Below are 26,574 nucleotides of genomic sequence, written 5' to 3'. Positions count from 1 at the left end.
CAACGCGCCTAGCCGCGAAAACTATCCTTGGCCGCGCGCCGCTCAGCTAGCGCTTCGACAGATTGCGCGCGCATGAACGGATTGGTCGCCCGCTCCGCGCCGATCGTGGTCGGCACGGTCGCCTCGCCCGTCGCCCGCTTCTGGTCGACATCGATCATCCGTTCACGGATCGCCTCGTTGTCCGGCTCCGCGACCAGTGCATAGCGGCCGTTCGACTGGGTATATTCGTGCGCGCAATAGACCAGTGTCTCCGGCGGCAGCGCCGCCAGTCGCGTCATGTTGTCGAACATCTGCGCCGCGGTTCCCTCGAACAGCCGGCCGCAGCCCATCGCGAACAGCGTGTCGCCGACGAAGACGGCCGCATCGCCCGCGAAATGATAGGCGATGTGGCCGGCGGTATGGGCGGGCACCTCCATCACCTTCGCGTCGTGTACGCCGAGCGACACCATGTCCCCCTCGCCGACCAGGCGGTCCGCGGTCGGAATCCGCTCGGCCTCGCCCCGCGGCGCGATCACCGTGCAGCCGGTTGCCGCCTTGATCACCGCGTTGCCGCCGGTGTGGTCGGGGTGCCAGTGCGTGTTCCAGATCGCATCGATCGTCCAGCCCCGCGCCTGTGCCGCGTCCAGCACCGCGTCGGCGACCGCAGGGTCGATCACGATGGTCCCGCCGCTGTCGGGATCATGGACCAGCCAGATGTAATTGTCGCTCAGCGCGGGAATGCGGACGATGTCGAGATTGGTCATGGGGTCACTCCTGCCAGCGCGTCGGCCTCCGCCGCAAGCGTCCGCGTCAGTTCCTCCGCGTGCATCGACCGAACGCGCGCCGCGCCGCTTCCGGCCCAGAGCGGCGAATAATCGCTGCGACCGTCCGCCTCCGCCAGCGCGCGAAGCGGCGCGAGGGCGGCGGATGCATAGGGAAACGCCGGCACCTCCGCACGAATCGGGCCCAGCTCGCGCATCAGCCGATTGCGGATGCCGCGCGCCTCTCGACCCGAAAACAGGGTCGTGAACGCCGCGTCCCGTGCCGCGGCCGTGCCGAGCAGCGCGCGATAGGCGGCGGCGATCATGCTCTCGGGGGCGGCAAGATAGGCCGTGCCGACCTGCGCTGCGCTCGCGCCGAGGCGAAGCGCCTCGGCGATGCCCGCGCCGTCCACGATCCCGCCCGCGGCGATCACGGGAGCCTGCCCGGCCGCGACGATGTCGCGCACCAGCGCGGCGAGCGGCACTGGCGCATGCCGATCGAGGAACCAGCCGGCATGGCCGCCCGCCTCCTCGCCCTGTGCAATTACCGCGTCCACCCCGCGCTCGACCAGCCAGCGCGCCTCGGCGACCGTGGTTGCGTTGCCGAACACCGCGGCGCCGCTCGCCCTGACGCGGTCGAGCAGGGCAATGTCCGGCAGGCCGAAATGAAAGCTGACCACGTCGGGCCGGATCGACTCGACCGCCGCGCACATCGCATCGTCGAACGGTCGGCGCAGCGGAGCCGGCGCACCCGGAACCGCACCTTCCCGTTCATAATAGGGCGCGAGCAGCGCGTGCCACGCCGACTCGTCCGGCGGATCGGGCAAGGCGTGGCAGAAGAAGTTGAGATTCAGCGGCCCGCAAACCGCCGCGCGAACCTCTGCTGCCTGTGCGGCGACCTGCGCCCGATCGTGCATCGCGCAGGGCAGGGATCCCAGCGCGCCGCCGCGGATCGCGCCGATTGCCAGCGCGACGCCGCCTGCCCCGGCCATCGGCGCCTGAACGATCGGCACCGTCGCGCCGAACCGGGCGAGGACGCCCGCGTCGCTCATCGCCGGGCCGCGCGGCAGATCACCATTCGCCGGTATTCGGCATCGATGCCCAGGGTTCCTGCGGCGCCAGATGTCCGTCCTGGAGCAGTTCGATCGAGATGCCGTCGGGCGTTCGAACAAATGCCATATGCCCGTCGCGCGGGGGACGATTGATCGTCACGCCGGCATCCATCAGCCGCTGGCAGGTCTGGTAGATGTCATCGACGCGGTAGGCGAGATGCCCAAAATTGCGACCGCCCGGATAGGGTTCGGGATCCCAATTATGGGTCAGTTCGACCTGCGCGGCTTCATCGCCGGGCGCGGCAAGGAAGATCAGCGTGAACCGCCCCTTCTCGCTGTCGACGCGCCGGACCTCGCGCAGCCCGATCAGCTCGAAGAAACGCACCGTGGCCTCGGGATCCGTCACGCGGATCATGGTGTGGAGATATCTGGTCATGCCGACTGCTTCGCGCCGCGGTCGACGGCCGTCAACCGAGCATGATGCTCGGCTGCGGCGCGTTGCCGCCATAGCTGTGCTCCGACACCTTCGCCCCCGCCGCCCTCAGCGCCGCGGGGCGCTCGTGACTGCGCGCGCCGAGGATCGCGGCCTCATAGGGCATCGTCGCGGCGAAGGCGGGGTGCGCCCAGACGCGCGCGACCCAGCCGGCGCTTCGCGACCACCGGGCGGGGTCGATCGTCCAGCCGGCCAGCGCCGCGTTCCGGAAAAAGCAGCCATAGGCGATGTCCGCGGTACACAGATGATCGAACAGGAACCCGGCCTCGGGCGCGCGTGGCTCGATCCAGTCCAGCGCGGCGGGCAGCGCCACGTCGGTCACCTGCGCCAGCGCGGCAGGGTCGGGCTCGCGATGAAACACCCGCGGTGCCACCAGCTTGGCAAAGAACAGCTTCCAGATGACCAGGTCGCCGAGCCGCGTGTCGGCGAATTCCTCCATCCACCGCGCCCGCGCCCGATCCTCGGGCGCACGCGGCATCAATGGCGGCTCCGGCCAGCGCTCGTCGATATACTCGGCAATCACCGTCGAATCGTTCAGGATCAGATCGCCGTCGATCAGCACCGGGATGCGGCGCAACGGGCTGACTTTGGTAAAGGCATCGGTGCCATAGAAGGGAACGATCGGATCGACCTCATAGTCGACGCCCTTGATGTCGAGCGCGATCAGCACCTTGCGCGCATAGGGCGAAACGTGATTGCCGATGATGAGCATGATGCCTCCCTCGCCACGGCCATAGCCGCCCCGCCTGTCCGGGTTTGCAATCGCCACTTGGCCTGATCGCGATGCTGGTTCTAGAAGCTCCCGCCATGATAGAAAAGCGCACCGGGGGCAGGATCCTCGTCGACAATCTCGTGGCTCAGGGCTGCGATCGGATCTTCCACGTTCCCGGCGAGAGTTTCCTTGCCGTGCTCGACGCGCTGCACGACGTGCCGGCGATCGATGTCATCACCTGCCGCCAGGAGGGCGGGGTCGGCTTCATGGCCTGTGCCGACGGATCGATGACCGGGCGGCCCGGCGTCGCCTTCGTCACTCGCGGCCCGGGTGCCACCAATGCCTCGATCGGCGTCCATGTCGCGATGCAGGACTCGATCCCGATGATCCTGTTCATCGGCGACGTCGACCGGTCGATGCGCGACCGCGAAGGCTTTCAGGAAGTCGATTTCCCCGCCTTTTTCGGGCCGATCTCCAAATGGGCCACGCGCATCGAGGATGCAGCCCGCATTCCCGAATATGTCGCTCGCGCCTTCAACGTCGCCCAGTCGGGTCGCCCCGGCCCGGTGGTGATCGCGCTGCCCGAGGACATGCTGTGCGACGTCGTCGAGGCGATCGACCGGCCCAAGGTCGAACGACTGGCTCAGGCACCCGATGCGACCGCACTTAGCCGTCTCGAAACGCTGCTGAGCAATGCGAAGAACCCCATCGCGATCGTCGGCGGCGCCGGCTGGAATGCCCAATGCGGCGCAGACTTCGCCGCCTGGGCCGAACGGATCGGCCTGCCCGTCGCAACCGCCTTTCGCCGACAGGATTCGCTGCCGACGGGCAGCCCGGTCTTCGCGGGCAATCTGGGCTATGGCCCCAACCCCAGGCTGGTTCAACGGATCAAGTCCGCCGACCTCGTACTGTCGGTGGGAGCGCGGCTCGGCGAGGCGACCACCGACGGCTATACGCTGATCACGCCCGATCATCCCGACCAGATCCTGGTTCATGTCCATCCCGACCCCGAGGAGCTGGACCGCGTCTATCGCACCGATCTCGCCATCTGTGCCGACATGGCCAGTTTCGCACGCGCGCTGAACGGCTCGGCGATGTCCGGCAGCTTCGCGGCGGCCGAGGCCCATGCCGAGTGGATCGACTGGAACACCCCCCGGCCGCGCGACGAGGTGCAGCTCGACCTCGGTCAATGCGTCGCGGCCATGCGCGAGCGACTGCCGGCCGATGCGATCTTCTGCAACGGCGCAGGCAATTTTTCGGGATGGTGGCATCGCTACTGGCCCTATGCGGCCCATCCGTCGCAGCTTGCGCCGACCGCCGGGGCGATGGGCTATGGCGTGCCGGCTGCGACGGCGGTCGCGATCCGCGCGCCGGACCGCGTCGCGGTCGCCCTGGCCGGCGACGGCGATTTCATGATGAACGGCCAGGAAATGGCGACTGCGGTCCAGCATGGCGTCGACCTGCTGGTGCTGGTCATCGACAACAGCGCCTATGGCACGATCCGCATGCATCAGGAACGCGAATATCCCGCGAGACTGAGCGGGACGACGCTGCGCAATCCCGATTTCGCCGCGCTCGCGCGCGCCTATGGCGGATGGGCGGAAAAGGTGGACCGCACCGACCAGTTTACCCCGGCGCTCGATCGCGCAATGGCGGAAAAAGGTCTGCGGCTGCTCCACCTTCGCACCGACGTGGAATTCATTACCGCTGCGACGACGATCACGGCGATCCGAAACCGGTAACGCGGCATGAAAAAGGGCAGCCCCGACTGGCGGGGCTGCCCAATTCCGTAGTGACATTAAGCGACGTCAGATGTCGTCGCCGAGCGCACCCTTGATCTTGCCGCCGAGCTGCTGGGCCTTGCCCTTGGCTTCCTGTGCGGCGCCGTCTGCACGCGTGTCAGGGTTGTTGCTTTCCTGCTTCGCCTTGCCGATGGCTTCGTTGACGTTGCCTTTGATCTTGTCGACCAGTTCGCCCATGATGCATCTCCGAATGATGTATTTTGCGTTCTTCTTTCAAACGGATGGGCGGCAGGCGGGTTCCATCGCGAACTGCGGTATCGGCAATGGCAGAGCTTGATTCAGGACATTATGAGCGCCACGCGGTTGCATTCGATTCCGTTCGCCGGAGCCGTTTCGTCGAACGTCCCTGGATCGACCGTTTCCTGGAGCATATCCCCGCCGGCGGGGTCATTCTCGACCTGGGCTGCGGCGCCGGCGAACCGATCGACCGCTACCTGATCGAGCGCGGCCATGGCGTCGTCGGGATCGACATCTCGGCACCGCTCATCGCGATCGCGCGCGGGCGCTTTCCCGATCAGGACTGGCGGGTCGGCGACATGCGGACCGTGGCGATGGATCGCGGTTTTGCCGGCATTATCGCCTGGGACAGCCTGTTCCATCTTGGTCATGACGATCAGCGCGCGGCGATCGCCCGGATGTCGGCCTGGCTCGATCCCGACGGGCTGTTGCTGTTCAATTCCGGCCCTGCGCATGGCGAGGCGATCGGCAGCCAGTTCGGCGAACCGCTCTATCACGCCAGCCTGTCGCCCGAGGAATATCGCGCCCGGCTCGAACAGACCGACATGCGCGTCGTCGCCCATGCCTCTGGAGACGAGGACGCCGGCGGCAGGACGGTCTGGCTGGCGCAAAAGACCCGCTGAACCGCCCTCACCGCTCGGTTCAGATCAATCCGGCCAGCGGGCTCGAGGGATCGGCGTAGCGGCGCTTGCCCATGCGGCCCGCGCGATAGGATAGCCGCCCGGCCTCGACCGCAGCCTTCATCGCCGACGCCATCAGGATCGGATCCTTGGCCTCGGCAATCGCGGTGTTCATCAGCACGCCGTCGCAGCCCAGTTCCATCGCCACCGCCGCATCCGAGGCGCTCCCCACGCCGGCATCGACCAGCACCGGCACCGTCGCGCCCTCGACGATCAGGCGGATCGTCACCTGGTTCTGGATGCCCAGGCCCGACCCGATCGGCGCGCCCAGCGGCATGATCGCGACCGCGCCCACATCCTCCAGCCGTTTCGCCGCGATCGGATCGTCGACGCAATAGACCATCGGCAGAAAGCCTTCCTTCGCCAGGATCTCGGTCGCGCGCAGCGTCTCGACCATGTCGGGATACAGCGTCCGCGCCTCGCCCAGCACTTCCAGCTTCACCAGCTCCCAGCCGCCCGCCTCGCGCGCCAGACGCAGCGTGCGGATCGCGCTCTCGGCATCGAAGCAGCCGGCGGTGTTCGGCAGGTAGGTGATCTTCTTCGGATCGATATAGTCGGTCAGCATCGGCGCGTTGGGATCGCTGACGTTGACGCGGCGCACCGCGACGGTGACGATCTCCGCGCCGCTGGCCGCCACCGCGGCCGCGTTCTGCTCGAAATCCTTGTACTTGCCGGTGCCGACGATCAGCCGCGAGCGGAACGTCTTGCCGGCCACGCTCCAGCTGTCGTCGTTCGCCACCAGACCCGCATGGTCGCCGCCGCCGACGAAGTGGACGATCTCCAGCTCATCGCCATCCTCGACGATCACGTCGCCCAGCGTCGAGCGCGGCACGACCTCGAGATTGCGCTCGACCGCAAGCTTGTGCGGCACCAGGCCGAGCTCTTCGGCAAGCTGAAGGAGGTTGAGGCCGGCGGCGACGCGCTTGTGTTCGCCGTTCACGATGATGGAGACGGTACCGTCGGTATGCACTGGGTTATCCGATTTGATCGCAGGGACGTGCTCATATAGGGAGGCACGCGCGCACGTCGCAACCGAAAGGGGAACCATGGCCGCCACGATCTATGTTCTCAACGGCCCGAACCTCAATTTGCTGGGCCTGCGGGAACCCGAGATCTACGGCCACGACACGCTCGACGACATCGCCGGGCAGTTGGAGGATCGGGCGCGCCAGCTCGACCTTGAGATCGACCTGCGTCAATCGAACCATGAGGGGCACCTGATCGACTGGCTGCACGAAGCGCAGGCGCGGGATACGAAGGCGGTGCTGCTCAACGCGGGTGCGTTCACCCATACCAGCCTGGCGCTGTACGACGCGATCCGCTCGATCCGGACCCCGGTGATCGAGGTCCATCTTTCCAATCCGCTCACGCGGGAGGAATTCCGCCACCACAGCTATGTGGGCATGGCCGCCAAGGGAACCATCGCCGGTTTCGGTGCGCTGTCCTACATGCTTGCGCTTGAAGCCGCCGCGCGACTCTGACAGAGGGCGCGGTTTCATCGGAAGACGAGTCAATGACCGACAAGAACAATAACGGAGCGATGCAGGTCGACATCGAGATCGTGCGCCAGCTGGCCGCCGTGCTCGACGATACCCAGCTGACCGAAATCGAAGTCGAGGACGGCGAACGCCGCATCCGCGTCGCGCGCAAGGCTGCGCAGCAGGTGGTTCAGGCAGCCGCGCCCGTGGCAGCCGCAGCACCGGTAGCGGCCGTCGCAGCGCCGGCTGCCGTCGAGGCCCCTGCCGCCGCGCCCAGTGCGGTCAATGCGGTGAAGTCCCCGATGGTCGGCACCGCCTATCTGGCGGCCAATCCCGAGGCCAAGCCGTTCGTATCGGTCGGCCAGCAGGTCGCTGCCGGCGACACGCTGCTGATCATCGAGGCGATGAAGACGATGAACCAGATCCTTGCGCCGGCCGCCGGCACGGTGACCGCGGTGCTCGTCAGCAACGGCCAGCCGGTCGAGTATGACCAGCCGCTCGTGGTCGTCGAGTAAAGTCGACCCATGAAGAAAATCGAGAAGCTTCTGATCGCCAACCGCGGCGAGATCGCGCTGCGTATCCATCGTGCATGTCACGAAATGGGGATCAAGACTGTCGCGGTGCATTCGACTGCCGACGCGGACGCGATGCACGTCCGCCTGGCGGACGAAGCCATCTGCATCGGGCCGCCCAGCGCTGCGGAAAGCTATCTCAACATTCCGGCGATCATCTCGGCTGCCGAGATCTCGGGCGCGGATGCGATCCATCCGGGCTATGGCTTCCTGTCGGAAAACGCCAAGTTCGCCGAGATCGTCGAGGCCCACGACATCATCTTCGTCGGTCCCAAGCCCGAGCATATCCGGACGATGGGCGACAAGGTCGAGGCGAAGCGTACCGCCGGTGCGCTGGGCCTTCCGCTCGTCCCGGGCTCGGATGGCGCGATCAGCGACGTCACCGAGGCCAAGGCGATCGCCGCGCGGATCGGTTATCCGGTGATCATCAAGGCGGCCTCGGGCGGCGGCGGACGCGGCATGAAGGTGTGCGAGTCCGAGGACCAGTTCGAGACGTTGATGCAGCAGGCCGGCAGCGAGGCGAAGGCCGCGTTCGGCGATGCGACCGTCTATCTCGAGAAATATCTCGGCAACCCGCGCCATATCGAGATCCAGGTCTTCGGTGACGGCGAAGGCAATGCGATCCATCTGGGTGAGCGCGACTGCTCGTTGCAGCGCCGCCATCAGAAGGTGCTCGAGGAAGCGCCCTCCCCGGTCCTTTCGACCGAGGAGCGCAACCGCATCGGCGAGATCTGCGCCAAGGCGATGGCCGACATGGCGTATCGCGGCGCCGGCACGATCGAGTTCCTGTGGGAAGGCGGCGAGTTCTACTTCATCGAGATGAACACCCGCCTTCAGGTCGAGCATCCGGTGACCGAGGCGATCACCGGGCTGGACCTGGTGCGCGAGCAGATCCGGGTGGCCGAGGGCCATGCGCTGACGCTGCGCCAGGAGGACATCCAGTTCCGCGGCCACGCGATCGAGTGCCGCATCAATGCCGAGGATCCGCGCACCTTCGCGCCGTCGCCCGGCACGGTGAAGCAATATCACGCCCCCGGCGGCATGAACGTTCGCGTCGATTCGGGCCTGTACGCCGGCTACCGGGTGCCGCCCTATTACGACAGCATGATCGCCAAGCTGATCGTGTACGGCACCACCCGCCAGGGTGCACTGCGCCGCCTGCGCCGGGCGCTCGAGGAGTTCGTGATCGACGGGATGAAGACCACCATCCCGCTCCACCAGGCGCTGCTCGACGATCCCGATTTCCAGTCGGGCAACTACACGATCAAGTGGCTGGAGGAGTGGCTGGCGCGTCAGGATCCGGCGGCGTGAAGGCGACGATCTGGCACAATCCGCGCTGCTCCAAGTCGCGCGAGGCGCTGGCAATCCTGAACGACACGCCCGGCATCGAGGTCGAGGTGATCGAGTATCTCAAGGTACCGCCGACTCGCGCGGAGCTGGCCGATCTCTACGCCCGGGCAGGCATCAGCCCGCGCGAGGGACTTCGCAAGGGCGAGGATGCGGCCAAGGCGCTCCCCAGGGATGCCGATGACGACGCGATCCTCGATGCGATGGCGTCGACTCCGATCCTGATCGAGCGTCCGCTGGTGCGCACCGAGCGCGGCGTGCGGCTCGGCCGCCCGCCGGAAAAGATTCGCGAGATCCTGTGATTCCGGCGGCGGACGGCGCTTGTGCCGCGCCGCCGCCGGCGATCATCGCTCGCGATGGGGTGACGAATCCCAAAGCCCCCGCTAAGGGCACGGGCCATGACCCAGATCACGCCCGAGATCGTCGCCGAACACGGCCTGAGCCCCGAGGAATATGAGCGCGTCCTACACGCGATGGGCCGCGAGCCCAATCTCACCGAACTCGGCATCTTCTCCGTCATGTGGTCCGAGCATTGCAGCTACAAGTCGAGCCGCATCCACCTGAAGAAGCTGCCGACCACCGGCCCGCAGGTCATCTGCGGCCCGGGCGAGAATGCCGGTGTCGTCGATATCGGCGACGGCCAGGCCGCGATCTTCAAGATGGAGAGCCACAACCACCCGTCGTACATCGAACCCTATCAGGGTGCGGCGACGGGCGTGGGCGGCATCCTGCGCGACGTGTTCACCATGGGCGCGCGGCCGATCGCCAACATGAACGCGCTGCGCTTCGGCCGGCCCGATCACCCCAAGATGCGCCACCTGATCGCCGGTGTGGTCCATGGCATCGGCGGCTATGGCAATTGCGTCGGCGTGCCGACCGTCGGTGGCGAGGTGAATTTCCACCCCGCCTATGACGGCAACATCCTCGTCAATGCGATGACCGTCGGCATCGCCGACACCGACAAGATCTTCTATTCGGCCGCCTCGGGCATCGGCAATCCGATCGTCTATGTCGGGTCGAAGACCGGCCGCGACGGCATCCACGGCGCGACGATGGCCTCGGCCGATTTCGGCGAGGATTCGGAAGAGAAGCGTCCGACCGTCCAGGTCGGCGACCCCTTCACCGAAAAGCTGCTGATCGAGGCCTGCCTCGAACTGATGGCGTCGGATGCGATCGTCGCGATCCAGGACATGGGCGCCGCCGGCCTCACCTCCTCCTCGGTCGAGATGGCGTCGAAGGGCGGCGTCGGCATCGAACTGGTCATGGACGACGTGCCCCAGCGCGAGACCGGCATGACGCCGTACGAGATGATGCTGAGCGAAAGCCAGGAGCGGATGCTCATGGTGCTCAAGCCCGGCCGCGAAGCGTTTGCCGAGGCGATCTTCCGCAAGTGGGAGCTCGACTTCGCGGTGATCGGCCATGTCACCGACACCGGCCGGATGGTGCTGAAGTGGCAGGGCGACGTCGTCGCCGACATCCCGCTCGCCCCGCTGGCGGACGAGGCGCCGCTCTACGACCGGCCGCACGTCCCGACGCCGAAGCCCGCGCCGCTGGCGAACGTGCCGGAAAGCACCGACCTGACCGGCGACCTCGTCGCGCTGATGGGATCGCCCGACATCGCCAGCCGCCGCTGGATCTGGGAGCAGTATGACCACATGGTCGGCGCCGACACGGTGCAACGCCCGGGCGGCGATGCCGCGGTCGTGCGCGTCCACGGCACGCAGAAGGGCCTGGCGATCACCACCGACTGCACCCCGCGCTATTGTTTCGCCGATCCGGTCGAGGGCGGGCGGCAGGCGGTGGCCGAGGCGTGGCGCAACCTGACCTCGGTCGGCGCGAACCCGCTGGCCGTCACCAACTGCCTGAACTTCGCCAACCCGCAGCGGCCCGAGATCATGGGCCAGATCGTCGGCTGTCTCGAGGGGATGAGCGAGGCCTGCCTTGCGCTCGACTTCCCGATCGTGTCGGGCAACGTCTCGCTCTATAACGAGAGCAAGGCGACCGGCGGCGGATCGGCGATCCTGCCGACCCCGGCGATCGGTGCGATCGGCCTGCTGGCCGACTGGTCGAAGAGCTGCACGATCGGCTTCAAGAATGCCGGCGACACCGTCTTGGCGGTCGGCGAGCGCGGCGGCGATCTGGGCCAGTCGCTGTGGCTGCGCGAGATCCATGGCCGCGAGGACGGCCCGCCGCCGCCGGTCGACCTGACCGCCGAGCGCCGCACCGGCGACTTCATCCGCAAGATGATCGAGAAGGGCGCGATCACCGCCTGTCACGACGTCTCCGACGGCGGCCTCGCGGTCACGCTGGCGGAAATGTCGCTTGCCTCCAACCTGGGCGTGCTCGTCAACGAGCCGCAGCCCTTCGGCGTGGCGGGCAGCTTCTTCGGCGAGGATCAGGGCCTGTACGTCGTGACGGTGTGCGATACCTGCCTGGCCGACTTCATGGCCGCGGCACATGCCGCCGATGTCCCCGCCGACCCGCTGGGCCGCGTGATCAAGGACCGGATGATCTTCGAACTGGACGAGGGGGACTGGACCGTCACCCTCGACGAACTGCGCGTCGCCCATGAAGGGTTCTTCCCCGCGCTGATGGGCGAAGACGGCGCGCTGGCCTGACCGGACGGGCCCGGGGCACGCGCTCCGGGCCGCCGACCGACCTCGGGAAATTTCCTGGACACAAGACACTGGAGCGGCGCCGCTCCAACCGGTACCCTGCGCTCCGAAAGGCCGCAGTCATGCACAGGGGTTGGAGCGCGAAACGACGGATCGTCACCGGGACTCTGGTCGCGGGAACGCTCGACTTGGCCGCGGCGATCGCGCTGACGCTCTATTTCGCCCGCCGGACCGTGCCGGAGATGCTGGCGAAGACCGTCGCCGCCGGGCCGATCCCCGACGCGCGCGACTGGGGATCACTGGGCGCGGCGCTGGGCATCGTCGTCCATTACCTGCTGATGGCGATCATGGTCTGGGCCTATGTCACCGCGATCGACCGCTTCCCCGCGCTTCGGCGTAACTGGGTCACCTGGGGCGTCATCTATGGCCTGGGTACCTATGTCGTCATGAATCTGATCGTCCTGCCGCTGCGCTTCGGCACCCCGCTGCCGCCGCCGCCGACGGCGATCTTTGCCCAGCTGTTCTGCCACATCTTCCTCGTGGGCCTGCCGATCGCCTGGATCGCGCGCCGGTGATCGAACCCGACCGGTCGCTTGCCCGGCTGCAATCGCTCGACACGGTCCGCGGGATCGCGGTGATGGGCATATTGCTGCTCAACATCGTCGGCTTCGCCATGCCGGAGGCCGCCTATTACAACCCGCGCGCCTATGGCGGGTCGGACGGGATCGACCTGGCGGTCTATCTGGTCAATTTCGTGCTGTTCGACGGCAAGATGCGCGGGCTGTTCTCATTCCTGTTCGGCGCATCGATGCTGATGGTGATCGAGCGCGCCGAGGCGAAGGGCGAGAATCCGGCGCGGGTCCATTTCATGCGGATGGCCTGGCTGTTCGTGTTCGGCCTGCTCCACCTCTATCTGCTGTGGGTCGGCGATATCCTGGCGCATTATGCAATGATCGGCATCCTCGCCTATTTCTGCCGGCGCATGGCCCCCGCGCGGCTGATCGCGCTCGGCATCGTGCTGGTGCTCGTTCAGACCCTGTTCTTCACGCTGATGTTCCCGGTGCTGGTCCATGTGATCCAGAACGGCACCCCCGACGCCGGCGGAGCGCAGACGCTTGCCGGATATCAACGCAGTTTCGGCATCCCGCCCGCAGACGACATTGCCAGCGCGCTGGCCCTGCACCGCGGGGACCATGCCGGCCTGGTCGCCGATCGGCTCCGGCAGTTTCCGATGGGCCCGTTGCCGATGACGATGATCTTCGGCTGGGAGACGCTCGCCTATATGCTGTTCGGCATGGCGGCGCTGCGTACCGGCATGTTGCGCGGTGAATGGGGCCGGATCGCCTATCGCCGCGGCGCCATGATCGGACTGGGAATCGGCATACCGGCCTATGCGGCGCTGGTGGCCTGGCAGGTCGCCTCCGGTTTCAGCCTGTTCTCGGTGCTGACCGCCTTCACCGCAGCGGTACCGCTACGTCCGGTGATGGTCGTCGGCTGGCTCTGCCTGATCCTGCTGACGATGCGGCCCGACGGCAGATGGACGCAGCGGATCGCCGCAACCGGGCGGATGGCGTTCACCAACTATCTGGCGACCAGCCTGATCTGCACGACGCTGTTCTATGGCTATGGGCTTGGCTGGTACGGCCATCTCGGCCGTGCGCAGCTGTATCTGGTCGTCGTCGCGATGTGGGCACTCATGCTGCTCTGGTCGCAGCCGTGGCTCGCCCGCTTCCGCTATGGCCCGCTCGAATGGCTCTGGCGCAGCCTGGCACGCATGCGGTTTCAGCCGATTCGCGGCAGCGCCGCCCTGGCGGACTGAAGGACGATCCAGACCAAGTTGCGAAAGACACGCAATAGCCGTTGCGAATCACTCGCAGTATCCCCATAAGAGGGTGAGCGAAGGGTAAGAGGCTTCTGATGGTCGTTTGCGTTTGCAATGCGGTTCGGGAACGGGACGTTCGTGCGGCGGCACGGGACGGCGCCAAGAGCGCCTGCCAGGCCTATCGTTCCATGGGGTTGCAGCCGAAATGCGGCCAGTGCGTTCCCTTCGCCCGTGCGATTATCGACGCCGAGCGCGCGGCTGCATAAGCATCGCAACGGCGAAAAATGCGAGCGATTGATTGGCGTTCGCAGCAAGTAGAAACCGCAGAAATCCGCCATTTTCTGGCTATTCCCGCTGCCTCAAAGCGCCTAGATTCACCCCCTGATTTCCATTGAACCCAGGGGTAAGTTGCGATGAAGGGCGATCCGAAAGTCCTCGAATATCTGAACGAGGTGCTCAAGAACGAGCTTACCGCGATCAACCAGTATTGGCTCCATTACCGGATGTACGATCACTGGGGCGTCAAGAAGCTCGCCGAGTTCGAGCGTCACGAATCGATCGACGAGATGAAGCATGCCGACCAGGTTGCCGAGCGCATCCTGTTCCTCGACGGCCTCCCTAATTTCCAGCTGCTCGGGCGCCTGCGCATCGGTGAGACCGTTGCCGAGATCCTGCAGGCCGACCTCGACCTCGAGATCGAGGCGATCGCCGTTCTGAAGGACGCGATCGAGCATAGCGAGCGGGTGCGCGACTATGTCAGCCGCGACCTGTTCCGCCAGATCCTCGACAGCGAGGAAGAGCATGTCGACACGCTGGAGACCCAGTTCGAGATGATCGAGCGCATGGGCATCGAAAACTACGTCCAGCTCAACTCGAAGCCGGCGGGCGACGGCGAATAACGCGCCGCCGGGCCTCGCCCGGTGCGCTGATCGGGACAACGGCCCGCGCTGCAACCCGGCGCGGGCCGTGCCTGCGTCTGGACCATCCACATGCCGATCGGTGTGTCAGAGGACCGGACGTCGCCCGAATGCAGGGGGTTTGCGCTCGACCAGCGGATTGGCCTCGCGCTCCAGCAGCGCGAGTGTGGTGTCGAACAGCGCGCGAAGCTCGACGACATGGGCAAGCGCGTCATCGGGGGTCTCGCGATTCTCGACGCACTGGCGCGCGATCGTCTCGATCGTCTCGGCCACCTCGGACAGGGGCTCCGCCCCGAACTGAAGCGATTCGCCCTTGAGCGTATGGGCCGGCAGCACCATCGCCGCGGCATTGTGCGATCGCATCGCTTCCTCGATCTGCAGTACCGATTTGGTGCCGTCTTCGCGGAAATAGCCCAGGATCCGCACGAAATTCGCACCAAGGCCCGTGCGCGCCTGGGCGAATGCCTGCCAGTTCACCAGCGGAAGCTTCTCGCTCGACATTCCGATAACCCTTTGCACCGCCCCGAAAGATTGGGTCGAGCCTTAAGGCAATCGCGTAAACAGCACGTTGATGCCGGCTATCGGCTCAGGCGGAAAACCGGCTCCCCGCCTTCTTCGCCTTCGCGGAACGTCCAGCCGGCATGGTCGGCGACCAGCCGCAATTCGCGGGGCGCCGCAGGGTCGTCGGCACGGATCTCGACCTCGCCCGTCTCCCGCTCGCGCAGCGCCCTGGCCAGGCGGATCGCCGGCCAGGGGCATCGCATGCCCCGCGCATCGATGCGGTGCGTCACCCCTTGTCGGTGTCGAACGGATTCTTCGACGCGCGCATCGTGAACCGAACCGGGACCGCGGCGAAATCGAATTCCTTGCGGAGGCTGTTCACCAGATAGCGGCGATAGCTTTCGGGCAGCAGGTCGACGCGGGTGCCGAACATCACGAAGCTGGGCGGGCGGCTCTTCACCTGGGTGACATAGCGCGGCTTGATCCGCTTGCCGCCGGGGGCGGGGGGCGGGTTCGCTTCGATCGCGCGTTCGAACCAGCGGTTGAGCTGCCCAGTCGACACCCGGCGCGACCAGGCCTCGCGCGTTTCGAAGGCCACGCGGATCAGCACGTCGAGCCCCTTGCCGGTCGCCGCCGACACAGTCAGCAGCGGGATACCCCGCGCCTGCGACAATCCTTCTTCCAGCGCGCCCTTCACGCCGTTGAAGAGGCTGGAGGCATTTTCGGCCACATCCCATTTGTTCAGCGCGATGACGAGCGCGCGGCCTTCCTGGAGCACCCGGTCGGCGATCTTGAGGTCCTGCACCTCCAGGCCCTTGGTCGCGTCGAGCAGGAGCACGACCACCTCGGCGAAGTCGATCGCGCGAAGCGCATCGGCGACCGAGAGCTTCTCGAGCTTTTCGTGGACGCGCGCCTTCTTGCGCATGCCGGCCGTGTCGATCAGGCGGACGCTGCGTCCCTCCCACTCCCAGTCGATCGAGATCGAATCGCGCGTGATCCCGGCCTCCGGCCCGGTGATCAGCCGATCCTCGCCCAGCAGCCTGTTGACCAGGGTCGACTTGCCGGCGTTGGGACGCCCGACGATCGCCAGCTTGAGCGGAGCGTCGGGCGATTCGTCGTCCTCCTCGATCTGCAACGCATCCTCGTCGCGATCGATATAGGGCAGCAGCCCCTCGAACAGGTCGGCCATGCCCTCGCCATGCTCGGCGGACAGCTGGACGGGATCGCCGAACCCGAGCGCCATCGCCTCGATCACGCCGGTTTCGCCGGCCCTGCCCTCGGCCTTGTTGGCGACGATCACCACCGGCGTCGAAGAGGCGCGCAACCAGCGCGCGATTTCCTCGTCAAGCGGCACGATGCCCGCGCGCGAATCAATCAGGAACAGCGCGACATCGGCCTGCGCGACCGCGGCCTCGGTCTGCTGGCGCATCCGGCCCGGCAGGGTGGCGGCATCCAGGTCCTCGTAACCGGCAGTGTCGATCACGCGGAAATCGAGGCCGAGCAACGTCGCCTCGCCTTCGCGGCGATCGCGCGTGACGCCCGGCTGATCGTCGACGAGCGCCAGTTTCTTGCCGACGAGACGGTTGAACAATGTCGACTTTCCGACATTGGGCCGGCCGATAATGGCTACGGTAGGTAAGGACATGGTTCAGCTTCTAGGGTCTTGAGGGCATGAAGGGAACGGCGAACGAAAAAGCGGCGACAGGGTATCCCCCGCCGCCGCCCGTTCATGGCATCCCGCCGAGGGGTCACGTCACCGATAGGCTGTGAGCCGCCCCTTGTCGTCGAGCAGATAGAGGGTGCCGTTCGCCACCACCGGTGGCAGCGTCAGCGTTTCCTTGGTCCGGACGGTCGAGGTCACGCTGCCGTCCTTGACCGATGCGGAGACCATATCGCCCTCGCTGCTGACCAGCAGCAACCGGTTGCCGGCCAGGATCGGGCCGACCCAGTTGATCGGGTTGGTCTTCTTCTTTTCGTTGCGATAGCCGGGCAGCTGCGAAATCCAGCGCACCTTGCCGCTGCCGCGCGACAGGCACATCAGCCGCGCATCGTCGGTCACGACGAAGATCCACTCGCCCGCTACCCAGGGGGTGGAGATGCCGGCAATGTTCTGTTCCCACAGGCGCGTGCCGCTGTTGATCTCCATCGCGACCATCCGGCCGCCCTGGCCGACGGCGTAGACACGGCCCTGGTCGATCACCGGTTCAGCATCGATGTCGGACAGCGACGACACCGAGGTCGAGATGCTGGAGCGCGACAACACATCGGCCCATAGCGAGCGGCCATTTTCGTAGCGATAGGCGTTGAGTTCGCCCGACGAGAAGCCGGCGACGATCGTGCCTGCTGCCGAGGCCGGCGCGGCAACGCCGAACACGCCCTGCGATTCCAGGCTGGCGCTCACCGTCCACACCACTTCGCCATCCGTCTGGTTCAGCGCGAAAAGCTGGTTGTCCTGGGTGACGACATAGATCTGGCCGTTCGCGACGCCGGGCGAGCCACGCAGCGGGCCGCCGGGGCGCTTGCGCCACAATTCGGTGCCGTTGGTCGCATCGAGCGCAACGACATCGCCCAGGCCGTTCGACGCATAGACGCGACCGCCCTCGATGCTGGCGCCGCCGCCGAAGCGCGCGCTCTTGTTCTCGTCGCCCTTGACCGTCGAGACGGTCCACAGCTTGGCACCGGTATCGGCGGCAAAGGCGTGGACCGTGCCCTGCACGTCCATCATCACCAGCCGGTTCTCGTCGATGGTCGGCGCGGCCGCCAACCGCTCCTTCTTGTTGCCGCCGGGGATCTCGACCGACCAGGCCTTGGCCGGGTTCGCCGCAAGCTGGAGATGGCCCATCGCCTTGGCGGCGTTGCCGCCCGGCTGGGTCCAGTTGGCATTGGCGGCGGCGTCAGGCACCAGCACCTCGACACCCGACAGCGACGGGTCGGCCAGGATCTCGTTCTCGGCTGCCAGGATCGGAACGCGCTGACCGACCGTCGGGGTCGTCTTGGTGCCGCCCTTGAAAATCCCGCAACCGCCCAGCGCCAGTAGCGCCGCGGCTGCCGTCGCCACCCTCAAACGGTTCTTCATTGAGCCTTCTTTTCCTCGGTCTTGTCGGTCGCGTCCACGCCAAGTACGCCGGCCATCTGAACCGAACGTTGACGGATCGTGTCGGGCACATAGCCCTTTGACTGCGCGATCTGCGCGAAAATCTTGCCTGCCTCGGGGCGCTTGCCCTGCTGCATATAGGCCGTCGCCACCAGTTCGCCGGCGGGCCCGAACCAGGGCGATTCGGCGGTGGCGAGCGGCTTCATCCGGTCGATGATCTGCTGCGGCTGAAGGCCGTCATATTCCGCGATCGTCTGCTGGATCAGCGCGCGGTCGCGGAACGGCTGCGGCAGCTTGGTATCGCCGACGATCGCGGCATAGAGCGCCGCGGCACCCTTCACGTCCTTCTTGTTCAGCAGCGCCTCGGCCTGGTTGAAGCGCGCCATCGCGCTGTAGCCGGGATTGCCGTCGGTCGCGAGCTTGCTGAGCACCGGGTCGGCCTTGGTCGGCTGCGCGGCATCGGCCAGCGCCAGGTCGAACTGCTCACCCTGCTGCCCGGCAACCGTGTCGCTGCGATGGCTGAAGAAAAGATAGCCCGCGAATGCCACCAGTCCGACGATAACCGCGCCGACCAGGATCCGGCCCCATTTGTTCCAGAAGCCGAGGAGCTGATCGCGACGATATTCCTCGTCGACCTCGCGCATGAAGGTATCTTCGGACGTGTTACTCGGGGGAAGCGCCAAGACTTACTCCATGGACGGCATGTGATCGCAGCCATCTGGCAGCGGAGACCGCCGCTGATAGCCCGTCAATCGCGCGCCGCATAGACTTGTTCGGGTCCCGGAAAAGCCCGCGACCGCACGTCCTGCGCATAGGTTTCAACCGCGGCGGAAATACGGCCGGAGAGATCGTCGTAGCGCTTCACGAAGCGGGCGGTCCGTTCGAACATGCCCAGCATGTCGTCGATCACCAGAACCTGCCCGTCGCACTGGTTGGACGCCCCGATCCCGATGACCGGCACCGGCACCGCCGCCGTGATCTCGTTGGCCAGAGTCTCGACCACGCCCTCGGCCACGATGCCGAAGGCACCGGCTTCGGCGATCGCCCTGGCATCGTCGAGGATCTGGGCATGTTCGGCATTGCTGCGCCCGCGCGCGCCATAGCCGCCCAGTGCGTTCACCGCCTGGGGCGTCAGGCCGACATGGCCCATGACCGGGATTCCGCGGCGGGTCAGGAATTCGACGACCGGCACCATTGCCGCCCCGCCTTCCAGCTTGACCCCTGCCGCACCGGTTTCGGCCATCACGCGGGCGGCGCTGGCGAAGGCGGCCTCCGGGCTCGCCTCGTAGCTGCCGAAGGGCATGTCGACGATCACCGCCGAGCGATAGCTGCCCCGCACGACCGCGGCGCCGTGCGCGATCATCATGTCGAGCGTCACCGGCAGCGTCGAGGGCAGGCCGTAGATGACCTGGCCCAGACTGTCCCCCACCAGCAGCATGTCGCAATGCGGATCGAGCAGCTGCGCCATGCGGGTGGTGTAGGCGGTCAGCATCACGATCGGGTCGCCGCCCTTGCGATTGCGCAGCGCGGGAATGGTCACGCGCTTCTGCGGGCTGGGCGTCGGATTGGCGCGGCTGGTCGAGGTGTCGAGGGTGACGTGAGACATGGAGCCGCTCCTAGACCGGTCGCGCGCGCCGCACCAGTGGCGGGCGGATGTGCCCGGTTCAGGCGCCGGCCGGTTGATGCACGTACAGGTTCATGGCGATCGAGATGCGATCGCCCTGGCCCTCATAGGGCCGTACGCCGTGACGCATCCAGGCGGGAAACAGGATGAGGTCGCCGCGCCTGGGGGCGATGCGAAAGTCGGGATCCTGGGGCTGCCCGTCGACCCCGAGCGCCCGAAAGCCGGGCCAGGTCATCTGCGGCAGGGGAAAGCGCGGATCCTCGAGATACAGTTCGCCGCCCTCACCCACCTCGCCGGTCGCGACATAATACACCGCCGCCCAGAGCACCCCTGGATGCGCATGACTCATGTTCAGCGCGCCCGGCGGTGAGACATTCGCCCACATCCGCACCGACCAGTCGGGCTGGGTCCCGGTGAAATGCGACATGCGCTTGGCCATGCGGATCGCCATGTCGGCCAGCTTCGCCGCTGCCGGCCCACCCCAGTCGAGCATGTCGGTCCGGGAATGCCAGCCGCCGACATTGGACCGGGCAATACCGGCGTCCTGGTCCCGCCTGGCGCGGATCGCCGTTTCCAGCGCGGTGCTGAGCGGTTCAGAGTCGGTCAGCTGGCCATGGAGGATCGTCGTCTCGAACAGGCCGTGCTGGGCGGCGCGGACGCGGATCGACTCGAAGGCGGCAGGGTCGGTCATGCCGACCCCTTGCCGCGTCGCGCGCCGCGCGTCACCCGGTTACAGGAGCGCGCGGGCGTAGAGATCCGGCTTGAACCCGATCAGCACCCCGCCGGGATATTCGAGTACCGGGCGCTTGATCATCGACGGCTGGTCCAGCATCAGCTCGATCGCGCTGTCGCGATCGACTGAGGCCCGGACCTCGTCGGGTAGGTTGCGGAAGGTGGTCCCAGCGCGGTTGAGCAGCGTTTCCCATCCCTCGGCCTCGATCCATTTGAGCAGCCGCGCGCGGTCCGCGCCTTCCTTCTTATAGTCATGGAACCGATAGGCGACGCGATGCTCCTCCAGCCAGGTGAAGGCCTTCTTCATCGTGTCGCAGTTCTTGATGCCGTGGATCGCGATCATGCACCCTCCTTGCCGATGAAGCGGCCCAGCGTCACCACCTTTTGCCGCTCCAGCCCGAGCGCCTCGTAGAAGCCGAGCGCGGCGACATTGTCCTCGCGGACCATCAGCTGGATCTTGGGCGCTCCGCGGGTGCGAAGCCACTCCTCGGCGACGCCCATCAATGCCCGGCCGATGCCGCCGCGCTGCCGATCCGGGGCCACCGCGAGATAATAGACCCAGCCGCGATGCCCGTCGAAGCCGACCATGACGCTGCCCAGGATGGCGTCCTCCGTACCGTCGATGGCGCTACCGCGCATCACCAGCACCGCCGACTCCGCGCCGGCAACGGCTCGCGCAAAGTCCGCGACAGGATCGTTCCACGGCCGCGTCAACCCGCACGCCTGCCAGAGCGCGACGACGCTTGCCTGGTCGTCCACCGTCGCCGGAACGATCACCGGAAGATGCAGCTGTTGCCGGCCCACAGCCGGGTGACCGTGCCGGTGGGTGTATCGGAGGCGACGAGGCCGGACAGCCCGCCGGTGTTGAATTCGACGCCCAGGCTGCTGTTCGCCTGGACATCGACGCTTGCCTTTTCGCGCATCGCCTTCAGCGTCGATCCGATGCCGATGCCCGAGGGGGTGGTGAAGGTGCCGCCGCCCTCGGGCGCGACGTCCCAGCCGGCGAATCGTCCGTCGAGGAAATAGAGCGTCAGCCCGCCGGGAAACTCGGCCATATCCATCGGCCCCGCGCCGCACTGATCGTTATGGCTGACCCCGATCTGCTCGCCCAGCGCGCCACGCACCGCGCCGAGCGTGTCGGCACGCGGCGTATCGAACGCGATGAGGCGATCGCCGCCGCCCGCATCGCCGATCCGGAGCCCGCGGGCAGCCAGCTTCACCGTATCAGCCGACTCAACCGAGCCGTTGTCGATGCCACCCGCACCATTTCCGATGGTGCCGTCCGGCACGACGAACTCGCCGCCATTGTCCGTCTGCGTCGCAATATTGCCGCCGGCGCTCTCATTGCCATCCCGGCCGCAACCGGAAAGCAGCGCGAGCGCAGCCAGGCCCGTGACGAGCGCCAAGCGTCTCATATCGTTCATCCTTTATGCCCGCCCCGCTGCGAACGCTCCAGTCTCTCATCTGCGAGCGCCGCTGGCAACGACGCGCGCGGCAGCGGGACGATTTGCCTGAGGTCGGGCGGCGTAGCACCTTCCAAGTCGGTCGATATCGGTGACGATCTTGTCCCGCTCGGAGCTTTCGCCGAGGAACCGGGTAAGTCCCGGTTCCGTTTCAGGCGGGAAACCGGAATTGGAGAGGATGCGCAGTAAGGTCCCCGCAAGAGCGCCAGCCGCACTCCTGATCGCCGCATTGGCGCTGTCGGCGTGCCAGCCTGACTCTGGTGGCGATCTATACCCGATCAAATCGGCTGACGTGACCGTCCGGGATGGCAAGGTCGCGATACTGTCCGACGGCCCGATGGAAGCAAGGGTAACCGCCCGCTGGTCGGATATCGGGTCAAACTCGATGGTGATCCGATATCGCAACAGCGGGACGACACCCGTACGAATCCCTGTGAAAGCCCTCCGCATGCGTCACGCCATTGGCGAGGCCTATGTGCGCACCGTGATAGACCGCACAGGCGTGGACATGACCGACGCGCGCGAGGACAATAATCGCGGCAAGACCCTGTTCTCGCTCGACGGCGAGGCCGACGGCGGCGGGCAGGGAAGCGGCGTGCTCGAAGTGCCGGCCGGCGCCACGCGCGAAATCGACGCGTTTCTGACCAGCTTCGCCAATGAAGGACGCGTCGCCGCCGGCGACCGGGTAACCGCGACCGTCCCGCTGGCCGGGCGCAATGTCGCGGTCGCGTTCATCGCGAGGCGCCCGTCCCTACTGCCCTGAACCGGTCACTCGTTCCGCCCGCATCCGCTCACTCCCACTCGATCGTGCCGGGCGGCTTAGAGGTATAGTCGTAGGTGACACGGTTGATGCCCTTCACCTCGTTGACGATGCGCGTCGCCACACGGGGCAGGAAGTCGCCGGGGAACTGATAGGCGACCGCGGTCATGCCGTCGGTCGAGGTCACCGCACGCAGCGCCAGTACCGAATCATAGGTACGGCCGTCGCCCATCACGCCGACGCTGCGCACCGGCAGCAGGACCGCAAAGGCCTGCCAGATCGCGTCGTAGAGACCCGCGCTGCGGATCTCCTCCAGATAGATCGCATCCGCCTTGCGCAGGATGTCGCAGCGTTCCTTGGTGACTTCCCCCGGAATGCGGATCGCCAGGCCGGGTCCCGGGAACGGGTGACGGCCGACGAAGATGTCCGGCAGGCCGAGTTCGCGGCCGAGCGCGCGAACCTCGTCCTTGAACAATTCGCGCAGCGGCTCGACGAGCTTCATGTTCATCCGCTCGGGCAGGCCGCCGACATTATGATGGCTCTTGATCGTCACCGACGGGCCGCCCGTGAAGCTGACGCTCTCGATCACGTCGGGATACAGCGTGCCCTGCGCCAGGAACTCGGCGCCGCCGACCTTGCGCGCCTCTTCCTCGAACACGTCGATGAAGGTCTTGCCGATGAACTTGCGCTTGGCCTCCGGGTCGGTGAGGCCTGCCAGCCCCGACAGGAACAGCGTTTCCGCGTTCACATGGACCAGCGGGATGTTGTAATGGCCGCGGAACAGGCTGACGACCTGATCCGCCTCGCCGCTGCGCATCAGGCCGTGATCGACGAACACGCAGGTCAGCTGCTCGCCGATCGCCTCGTGGATCAGCACCGCCGCAACCGCGCTGTCGACGCCGCCCGACAGGCCGCAGATCACCCGGCCGCTGCCGACCTGATCGCGAATCTCCTGGATCTTGGCAGCCCGGAACTCGGCCATCGTCCAGTCGCCGCTGAGCCCGCAGACATGGCGGACGAAATTGGCGAGGAAGCGCGCGCCGTCGGGCGTGTGGACGACCTCCGGGTGGAACTGCGTCGCATAATAGCGCCGCGCATCGTCGGCGACGACCGCGAAGGGCGATCCCGGACTGACCGCGACCGGACGGAAACCCGGCGCCAGTTCGGTCACCTTGTCGCCATGGCTCATCCACACCTGATGCTTCTCGTCGACCTGCCACAGGCCGTCGAACAGCACGCAATCGTCCTGGATGGTGATGAAGGCGCTGCCGAATTCGCCGCTGTCGCCCTGGCGCACGGTGCCGCCGAGCTGGGCCATCATCACCTGCTGGCCATAGCAGATGCCCAGCACCGGGAGGCCGGAGTCGAAGATCTCCTGCGGCACGCGCGGGCTGCCGTCGTCCAGCACCGAGGCCGGAGAGCCGGAGAGGATGATCCCCTTGGGCTTCATCCGCGCGAAGGCCTCGGCGGCGGTGGTGAACGGCGCGATCTCGCTATAGACGCCCGCTTCGCGCACGCGGCGCGCGATCAGCTGGGTGACCTGGCTTCCGAAATCGACGATGAGGATGGAATCGGCATGATGGTTCATGCCCTGCGCGCATAGCAGATGAAGGCGCGAGGGGAAGGGGCCGTCTGGCCCCTCCCCCAATTTCGTCAGCGCTTCTTCACGTCGAGGCCGGTCCAGCGCGCCGCGAAGGCGTAGAGGTCCGAGGTTTCCTCGATGATCTTGTCGGTCGGCTTGCCCGAGCCATGGCCGGCGCGGGTCTCGATCCGGACGAGATGCGGCTTGTCGCCGATCTGAGCCGATTGCAGCGCCGCCACATATTTGAACGTGTGGCCCGGCACCACGCGATCGTCGGTGTCGGCGGTCGTCGCCAGGATCGCGGGATAGGTCCGGCCGCCCTTGATGTTGTGATAGGGCGAGTAACTATAGAGCTTGCGGAAATCGGCTTCCTTCGACGGATAGCCGTAATCGTCGACCCAGTAGCGGCCGGCGGTCCAGCGATCGAAGCGCAGCATGTCCATCACGCCCACCGCAGGCAGCGCCGCCGCGAACAGGTCGGGCCGTTGGTTCACCACCGCGCCGACCAGCAGGCCGCCGTTCGATCCGCCCTGGATCGCCAGCTGATCCTTGCCGGTGATGCCTTCGCGGATCAGGAACTCGCCCGCGCCGATGAAATCGTCGAAGACGTTCTGCTTGTTCTGCAGGCGCCCGCCATCGTGCCACGCCTTGCCATATTCGCCGCCGCCGCGGATGTTGGCGAGGACGAAAACCCCGCCCTGCTCCATCCAGGCGATCCGCGCCGCAGAGAAGCTGGGCGTATAGGCGATGTTGAATCCGCCATAGCCCCACAGCAGGGTCGGCGCCGGGCCGGTCGTGTTCTTGTGCCGGACGATGAACAGCGGCACGCGCGTTCCGTCCTTCGACGCGAAGAAACGCTGCTCGACCTTGTAGTCGGCCGGGTCGAACGCGACCTTGGGCTGGGCCCAGACCGTCGCCTTGCCCGTCGCGACGTCGTAACGATAGACCGCAGTCGGCATGTTGAAGCTGGTGAACGAGAAGAAGGTCTCCGGCTTGTCCTGATCGCCGCTGAAGCCCGATGCGGTGCCGATGCCCGGCAGGCTGATCGCGCCGTCGGGCTTGCCGGCCAGCGTGTAGCGGCGGACCTCGGTCTTGGCGTCGACCAGATAGGACAGGATCAGCCGTCCGCCGACGATCGAGGCGCCCCCGAGCGTCGCCTCGCTCTGCGGCACGATTTCCTTCGGCGTCAGATCGTTCGACGCGATGTCGATCGTCACGATCCGCTCGCGCGGCGCCCCGGCGTTGGTGGAAAAGTAGAAGAGCGATCCGGTATTGCCGATGACGCTCCAGTCGTTCTTCAGCTCGCCGATGATCTGCCTGGGCTTGAGCTGCGGATCCTTCAGGTCGATCACATGGACCAGGTTGCGATTGTCCGTGCCCTCGGTCGTGCTGATGACCAGATAGCGGCCATCGTCGGTGATGCCGGCATAATGGCCCAGCTTCGGCTTGTCCGGCGTCTCGTAGACCAGCCGGTCGGCACTCTGCGGCGTGCCGAGCCGGTGGAAATAGACCTTGTGGTTCTCGTTCAGCGCCTGGAACTTGGCATCGGCCGGCGGCTCGGGATAGCGCGAATAGTAGAAGCCGGATCCGTCCTTCGCCCAGCTGGCGCCCATCGTGTACTTGGCCCAGCTGACCTCGTCGCCCGTCTCCCTGCCGGTGGCGACGTCGATCACCTTCATCGTGCGCCAGTCGCTGCCGCCGTCCTGGATCGAATAGAGCAGCAGCTTGCCGTCTTCCGAAGGCTGCCATTCAGCCAGCGCAGTCGCGCCGTCCTTCGACCAGCCATTGGGATCGATCAGCACGCGGCCGGGACCGTCGAGCGACTCGCGGACCCACAGGACCGCCTGGTTCTGCAGCCCGCTGTTGCGCGAGTAGAAATAGCGGCTGCCCTTGTGCGCGGGGGTGCCGAACCGCTCATAGTCGAACAGCTGCTTGATCCGCGCGGCGAACAGGTCGCGACCGGGCAGCGTGGCGAGATAGCCATCGGTCACCTTGTTCTCGGCAGCGACCCAGGCGGCAACCTCGGCGTCGTTGCGGACGTCGTTTTCCAGCCAGCGATAGGGATCGGCCACCTTCACGCCGAACTGCTCATCGACCACGTCGACCCGGCGCGTCTCTGGATAGGCGATCTTGGGCATGGCGGCGGTGGGCTCCTGGACGGTCTGGGCGAGGGCTGGACTGGTCGTGACGAGCAACAGGGGTATCAGCGCGGAAAGGCGACGCATTCAGGATCTCCGGGAGATGAATGCGATCACCCTAGGACGCGCCGACACCCGACTCAATCACATGTGGTATCCGGTGTTACGATTAAAAGACCGATGCCTCAGCCGAGGCCGGTCTGCGGCACCGCC

Annotated in this window: 30 protein-coding genes; 12 read left to right on the top strand and 18 right to left on the bottom strand. The window is 66.5% G+C overall.

From position 1 onward, the window contains the following. Positions 1–8 precede the first annotated feature (8 nt). Genes gloB through TPR58_RS18745 form a run of 4 tightly spaced genes read right to left on the bottom strand, consistent with a single transcriptional unit; the run spans position 9 to position 2,997 of the window. Positions 9–743, bottom strand: coding sequence for a hydroxyacylglutathione hydrolase (gloB, locus tag TPR58_RS18760; RefSeq protein ID WP_346248275.1), 735 nt, complete (start codon positions 741–743; stop codon positions 9–11). Beyond that, positions 740–1,792: an NAD(P)H-dependent flavin oxidoreductase gene (locus tag TPR58_RS18755; RefSeq protein WP_346248274.1), complete on the bottom strand. Its 1,053-nt coding sequence runs from the start codon at positions 1,790–1,792 to the stop codon at positions 740–742. Before TPR58_RS18755 ends, gloB begins: the two co-directional genes overlap by 4 nt. A gap of 19 nt (positions 1,793–1,811) precedes the next feature. Beyond that, positions 1,812–2,228 (bottom strand): VOC family protein, encoded by a 417-nt coding sequence (locus tag TPR58_RS18750; RefSeq protein WP_346248273.1) that lies wholly within the window; start codon positions 2,226–2,228, stop codon positions 1,812–1,814. Between the two features lie 31 nt (positions 2,229–2,259). Beyond that, positions 2,260–2,997, bottom strand: coding sequence for a glutathione S-transferase family protein (locus TPR58_RS18745; RefSeq protein ID WP_346248272.1), 738 nt, complete (start codon positions 2,995–2,997; stop codon positions 2,260–2,262). A 95-nt stretch (positions 2,998–3,092) separates the two neighbouring features. Between TPR58_RS18745 and TPR58_RS18740 the strand changes: the two genes are divergently transcribed. After that, positions 3,093–4,739: a thiamine pyrophosphate-binding protein gene (locus TPR58_RS18740; protein ID WP_346248271.1), complete on the top strand. Its 1,647-nt coding sequence runs from the start codon at positions 3,093–3,095 to the stop codon at positions 4,737–4,739. A gap of 66 nt (positions 4,740–4,805) precedes the next feature. Here TPR58_RS18740 and TPR58_RS18735 read toward each other — a convergent pair whose 3' ends face one another. Continuing rightward, positions 4,806–4,976: a CsbD family protein gene (locus tag TPR58_RS18735; protein ID WP_346248270.1), complete on the bottom strand. Its 171-nt coding sequence runs from the start codon at positions 4,974–4,976 to the stop codon at positions 4,806–4,808. A gap of 86 nt (positions 4,977–5,062) precedes the next feature. Here TPR58_RS18735 and TPR58_RS18730 point away from each other — a divergent pair, with 86 nt between their 5' ends. Next, positions 5,063–5,659: a class I SAM-dependent methyltransferase gene (locus tag TPR58_RS18730; RefSeq protein WP_346248269.1), complete on the top strand. Its 597-nt coding sequence runs from the start codon at positions 5,063–5,065 to the stop codon at positions 5,657–5,659. Between the two features lie 19 nt (positions 5,660–5,678). On the opposite strand, the gene thiS is transcribed toward TPR58_RS18730, so the two are convergent. Further along, entirely contained in the window at positions 5,679–6,686 is a 1,008-nt protein-coding gene (gene thiS, locus TPR58_RS18725; protein WP_346248268.1) for a sulfur carrier protein ThiS, read from the bottom strand. A 76-nt stretch (positions 6,687–6,762) separates the two neighbouring features. Between thiS and aroQ the strand changes: the two genes are divergently transcribed. The 9 genes from aroQ (at position 6,763) to bfr (ending at position 14,449) form a co-directional block, all read left to right on the top strand. Beyond that, on the top strand, positions 6,763–7,197 hold the full coding sequence (aroQ, locus tag TPR58_RS18720; protein ID WP_346248267.1) for a type II 3-dehydroquinate dehydratase: 435 nt from the start codon (positions 6,763–6,765) through the stop codon (positions 7,195–7,197). Positions 7,198–7,229: 32 nt separating this feature from the next. Further along, positions 7,230–7,709, top strand: coding sequence for an acetyl-CoA carboxylase biotin carboxyl carrier protein (gene accB / locus TPR58_RS18715; RefSeq protein ID WP_346248266.1), 480 nt, complete (start codon positions 7,230–7,232; stop codon positions 7,707–7,709). A 9-nt stretch (positions 7,710–7,718) separates the two neighbouring features. Beyond that, complete coding sequence (gene accC, locus TPR58_RS18710; RefSeq protein ID WP_346248265.1) at positions 7,719–9,077, top strand: acetyl-CoA carboxylase biotin carboxylase subunit; 1,359 nt, start codon at positions 7,719–7,721, stop codon at positions 9,075–9,077. Next, positions 9,074–9,415 (top strand): arsenate reductase (glutaredoxin), encoded by a 342-nt coding sequence (gene arsC / locus TPR58_RS18705; protein WP_346248264.1) that lies wholly within the window; start codon positions 9,074–9,076, stop codon positions 9,413–9,415. The genes accC and arsC overlap by 4 nt, the downstream gene beginning before the upstream one ends. Positions 9,416–9,511: 96 nt before the next feature. Further along, positions 9,512–11,731, top strand: a complete 2,220-nt coding sequence (gene purL, locus TPR58_RS18700; protein ID WP_346248263.1) for a phosphoribosylformylglycinamidine synthase subunit PurL — start codon at positions 9,512–9,514, stop codon at positions 11,729–11,731. Positions 11,732–11,850: 119 nt separating this feature from the next. Next, positions 11,851–12,303, top strand: a complete 453-nt coding sequence (locus TPR58_RS18695) for a hypothetical protein (protein WP_346248262.1) — start codon at positions 11,851–11,853, stop codon at positions 12,301–12,303. Continuing rightward, positions 12,300–13,547: a DUF418 domain-containing protein gene (locus TPR58_RS18690; protein WP_346248261.1), complete on the top strand. Its 1,248-nt coding sequence runs from the start codon at positions 12,300–12,302 to the stop codon at positions 13,545–13,547. The genes TPR58_RS18695 and TPR58_RS18690 overlap by 4 nt, the downstream gene beginning before the upstream one ends. Positions 13,548–13,645: 98 nt before the next feature. Continuing rightward, on the top strand, positions 13,646–13,816 hold the full coding sequence (locus TPR58_RS18685) for a (2Fe-2S)-binding protein (protein WP_346248260.1): 171 nt from the start codon (positions 13,646–13,648) through the stop codon (positions 13,814–13,816). A 147-nt stretch (positions 13,817–13,963) separates the two neighbouring features. Further along, positions 13,964–14,449, top strand: coding sequence for a bacterioferritin (gene bfr, locus TPR58_RS18680; RefSeq protein ID WP_346248259.1), 486 nt, complete (start codon positions 13,964–13,966; stop codon positions 14,447–14,449). Positions 14,450–14,554: 105 nt separating this feature from the next. Here the strand turns inward: bfr and TPR58_RS18675 are convergent, their stop codons facing one another. The 10 genes from TPR58_RS18675 to TPR58_RS18630 all read right to left on the bottom strand — a co-directional run bounded on the left by TPR58_RS18675 (position 14,555) and on the right by TPR58_RS18630 (position 21,833). Next, positions 14,555–14,968 (bottom strand): Hpt domain-containing protein, encoded by a 414-nt coding sequence (locus TPR58_RS18675; protein WP_346248258.1) that lies wholly within the window; start codon positions 14,966–14,968, stop codon positions 14,555–14,557. A 77-nt stretch (positions 14,969–15,045) separates the two neighbouring features. Beyond that, positions 15,046–15,258: a sulfurtransferase TusA family protein gene (locus tag TPR58_RS18670; protein ID WP_346248257.1), complete on the bottom strand. Its 213-nt coding sequence runs from the start codon at positions 15,256–15,258 to the stop codon at positions 15,046–15,048. Continuing rightward, entirely contained in the window at positions 15,255–16,613 is a 1,359-nt protein-coding gene (der, locus tag TPR58_RS18665; protein ID WP_346248256.1) for a ribosome biogenesis GTPase Der, read from the bottom strand. The genes TPR58_RS18670 and der overlap by 4 nt, the downstream gene beginning before the upstream one ends. Before the next feature lie 108 nt (positions 16,614–16,721). Further along, positions 16,722–18,044: a PQQ-like beta-propeller repeat protein gene (locus TPR58_RS18660; protein WP_346248255.1), complete on the bottom strand. Its 1,323-nt coding sequence runs from the start codon at positions 18,042–18,044 to the stop codon at positions 16,722–16,724. Then, entirely contained in the window at positions 18,041–18,706 is a 666-nt protein-coding gene (locus TPR58_RS18655; protein WP_346248254.1) for a tetratricopeptide repeat protein, read from the bottom strand. The genes TPR58_RS18660 and TPR58_RS18655 overlap by 4 nt, the downstream gene beginning before the upstream one ends. A gap of 104 nt (positions 18,707–18,810) precedes the next feature. Further along, positions 18,811–19,668, bottom strand: a complete 858-nt coding sequence (gene panB, locus TPR58_RS18650; RefSeq protein WP_346248253.1) for a 3-methyl-2-oxobutanoate hydroxymethyltransferase — start codon at positions 19,666–19,668, stop codon at positions 18,811–18,813. A 58-nt stretch (positions 19,669–19,726) separates the two neighbouring features. Continuing rightward, complete coding sequence (locus TPR58_RS18645) at positions 19,727–20,377, bottom strand: TIGR02466 family protein (RefSeq protein ID WP_346248252.1); 651 nt, start codon at positions 20,375–20,377, stop codon at positions 19,727–19,729. 39 nt (positions 20,378–20,416) lie between these two features. Further along, the gene (locus tag TPR58_RS18640; protein ID WP_346248251.1) at positions 20,417–20,761 is read right to left on the bottom strand and encodes an ArsC family reductase; all 345 of its coding nucleotides are present in this window, start codon (positions 20,759–20,761) and stop codon (positions 20,417–20,419) included. Continuing rightward, positions 20,758–21,195 (bottom strand): GNAT family acetyltransferase, encoded by a 438-nt coding sequence (locus tag TPR58_RS18635; protein ID WP_346248250.1) that lies wholly within the window; start codon positions 21,193–21,195, stop codon positions 20,758–20,760. Before TPR58_RS18635 ends, TPR58_RS18640 begins: the two co-directional genes overlap by 4 nt. Beyond that, positions 21,192–21,833 carry a hypothetical protein gene (locus TPR58_RS18630; protein WP_346248249.1) on the bottom strand — a complete coding sequence of 214 codons (642 nt, stop codon included), beginning with the start codon at positions 21,831–21,833 and terminating at the stop codon, positions 21,192–21,194. Before TPR58_RS18630 ends, TPR58_RS18635 begins: the two co-directional genes overlap by 4 nt. Positions 21,834–22,329: 496 nt before the next feature. Between TPR58_RS18630 and TPR58_RS18625 the strand changes: the two genes are divergently transcribed. Further along, a complete protein-coding gene (locus TPR58_RS18625; RefSeq protein ID WP_346248248.1) occupies positions 22,330–22,644 on the top strand; it encodes a hypothetical protein in 315 nt (104 codons plus the stop codon). A 28-nt stretch (positions 22,645–22,672) separates the two neighbouring features. Here the strand turns inward: TPR58_RS18625 and guaA are convergent, their stop codons facing one another. Both guaA and TPR58_RS18615 read right to left on the bottom strand, forming a co-directional pair. Further along, positions 22,673–24,229, bottom strand: a complete 1,557-nt coding sequence (gene guaA, locus TPR58_RS18620; protein WP_346248247.1) for a glutamine-hydrolyzing GMP synthase — start codon at positions 24,227–24,229, stop codon at positions 22,673–22,675. A gap of 65 nt (positions 24,230–24,294) precedes the next feature. Then, entirely contained in the window at positions 24,295–26,448 is a 2,154-nt protein-coding gene (locus TPR58_RS18615; RefSeq protein ID WP_346248246.1) for a prolyl oligopeptidase family serine peptidase, read from the bottom strand. Positions 26,449–26,574 lie beyond the last annotated feature (126 nt).

This window comes from Sphingomonas rustica, assembly GCF_039652585.1.
GTDB lineage: Bacteria > Pseudomonadota > Alphaproteobacteria > Sphingomonadales > Sphingomonadaceae > Sphingomonas > Sphingomonas rustica.
Note: the sequence above shows the minus strand (reverse complement) of the source record. Positions and strands in the feature narration are given on the sequence as shown.

Bases quoted from the DNA above. Each gene is read 5' to 3' on its own strand.
- accB (WP_346248266.1), top strand. From the start codon at position 7,230: ATGACCGACAAGAACAATAACGGAGCGATGCAGGTCGACATCGAGATC.
- TPR58_RS18675 (WP_346248258.1), bottom strand. From the start codon at position 14,968: ATGTCGAGCGAGAAGCTTCCGCTGGTGAACTGGCAGGCATTCGCCCAG.
- TPR58_RS18640 (WP_346248251.1), bottom strand. From the start codon at position 20,761: ATGATCGCGATCCACGGCATCAAGAACTGCGACACGATGAAGAAGGCC.
- aroQ (WP_346248267.1), top strand. From the start codon at position 6,763: ATGGCCGCCACGATCTATGTTCTCAACGGCCCGAACCTCAATTTGCTG.
- TPR58_RS18740 (WP_346248271.1), top strand. From the start codon at position 3,093: ATGATAGAAAAGCGCACCGGGGGCAGGATCCTCGTCGACAATCTCGTG.
- TPR58_RS18645 (WP_346248252.1), bottom strand. From the start codon at position 20,377: ATGACCGACCCTGCCGCCTTCGAGTCGATCCGCGTCCGCGCCGCCCAG.
- bfr (WP_346248259.1), top strand. From the start codon at position 13,964: ATGAAGGGCGATCCGAAAGTCCTCGAATATCTGAACGAGGTGCTCAAG.
- accC (WP_346248265.1), top strand. From the start codon at position 7,719: ATGAAGAAAATCGAGAAGCTTCTGATCGCCAACCGCGGCGAGATCGCG.
- TPR58_RS18625 (WP_346248248.1), top strand. From the start codon at position 22,330: ATGCGTCACGCCATTGGCGAGGCCTATGTGCGCACCGTGATAGACCGC.
- TPR58_RS18735 (WP_346248270.1), bottom strand. From the start codon at position 4,976: ATGGGCGAACTGGTCGACAAGATCAAAGGCAACGTCAACGAAGCCATC.
- TPR58_RS18730 (WP_346248269.1), top strand. From the start codon at position 5,063: ATGGCAGAGCTTGATTCAGGACATTATGAGCGCCACGCGGTTGCATTC.
- der (WP_346248256.1), bottom strand. From the start codon at position 16,613: ATGTCCTTACCTACCGTAGCCATTATCGGCCGGCCCAATGTCGGAAAG.
- TPR58_RS18695 (WP_346248262.1), top strand. From the start codon at position 11,851: ATGCACAGGGGTTGGAGCGCGAAACGACGGATCGTCACCGGGACTCTG.
- gloB (WP_346248275.1), bottom strand. From the start codon at position 743: ATGACCAATCTCGACATCGTCCGCATTCCCGCGCTGAGCGACAATTAC.
- purL (WP_346248263.1), top strand. From the start codon at position 9,512: ATGACCCAGATCACGCCCGAGATCGTCGCCGAACACGGCCTGAGCCCC.
- TPR58_RS18755 (WP_346248274.1), bottom strand. From the start codon at position 1,792: ATGAGCGACGCGGGCGTCCTCGCCCGGTTCGGCGCGACGGTGCCGATC.
- guaA (WP_346248247.1), bottom strand. From the start codon at position 24,229: ATGAACCATCATGCCGATTCCATCCTCATCGTCGATTTCGGAAGCCAG.
- TPR58_RS18685 (WP_346248260.1), top strand. From the start codon at position 13,646: ATGGTCGTTTGCGTTTGCAATGCGGTTCGGGAACGGGACGTTCGTGCG.
- TPR58_RS18660 (WP_346248255.1), bottom strand. From the start codon at position 18,044: ATGAAGAACCGTTTGAGGGTGGCGACGGCAGCCGCGGCGCTACTGGCG.
- TPR58_RS18615 (WP_346248246.1), bottom strand. From the start codon at position 26,448: ATGCGTCGCCTTTCCGCGCTGATACCCCTGTTGCTCGTCACGACCAGT.
- TPR58_RS18630 (WP_346248249.1), bottom strand. From the start codon at position 21,833: ATGAGACGCTTGGCGCTCGTCACGGGCCTGGCTGCGCTCGCGCTGCTT.
- TPR58_RS18745 (WP_346248272.1), bottom strand. From the start codon at position 2,997: ATGCTCATCATCGGCAATCACGTTTCGCCCTATGCGCGCAAGGTGCTG.
- TPR58_RS18750 (WP_346248273.1), bottom strand. From the start codon at position 2,228: ATGACCAGATATCTCCACACCATGATCCGCGTGACGGATCCCGAGGCC.
- panB (WP_346248253.1), bottom strand. From the start codon at position 19,668: ATGTCTCACGTCACCCTCGACACCTCGACCAGCCGCGCCAATCCGACG.
- TPR58_RS18655 (WP_346248254.1), bottom strand. From the start codon at position 18,706: ATGCGCGAGGTCGACGAGGAATATCGTCGCGATCAGCTCCTCGGCTTC.